1 protein-coding gene is annotated in these 517 nt (G+C 42.9%); it reads right to left on the minus strand.

The window, feature by feature from the left end; all coding sequences use genetic code 11:
* Nucleotides 1-226: 226 nt before the first annotated feature.
* The gene (locus WFH18_RS17720) at nucleotides 227-451 is read right to left on the minus strand and encodes an MlrC C-terminal domain-containing protein (protein WP_336755398.1); all 225 of its coding nucleotides are present in this window, start codon (nucleotides 449-451) and stop codon (nucleotides 227-229) included.
* Nucleotides 452-517 lie beyond the last annotated feature (66 nt).

Genomic DNA, 517 nt, shown 5'->3' on the forward strand with positions numbered 1-517 from the left:
TGGATGTCTGGTTATTTGTAGTCATAAATTTAAGTTCCCACTTGTTTTTAAGTGAGGACTAAATTAAGGCTTATAGGACGAATTCATAAGGTGTGTTCAGCGGACGCTTACCCAGAAAATTATATTGAGTTTAAGGAAATGAAGATGTGATCAAAAAAAACAGGCTTGATCGTGATGGATCTAGCCTGTTCAATCGTTTGGGTGTTAATTGGATATTAGTTAAATGTTAAACAGTACGACGCAATGGCTGATCACGTTGCGCCAGACTTTCGCCCATCGGCACGAGTCGTCTATCAGGATCAATCTTTTGCCAAGGCAGGTCATTCGGGTCTGCTTTCATGGCTCCAGGCGCTTTCGCGACTAAAATGGCAGCAGCCATGTCCTGAAAATCTGCACGAAAATGTACCGTAAGCGTCCGCTGAACCCCATGTCTATTTTTAATTCGGTTCAGGTTTCCAGCGGTGTGGCAGTAATTCTTCTATTTGGGTCACTTTATGGGTCGGCAATCTTTTCAGCA

Source organism: Acinetobacter sp. USHLN143 (assembly GCF_037145695.1).
In the GTDB taxonomy this organism is placed as follows: domain Bacteria; phylum Pseudomonadota; class Gammaproteobacteria; order Pseudomonadales; family Moraxellaceae; genus Acinetobacter; species Acinetobacter fasciculus.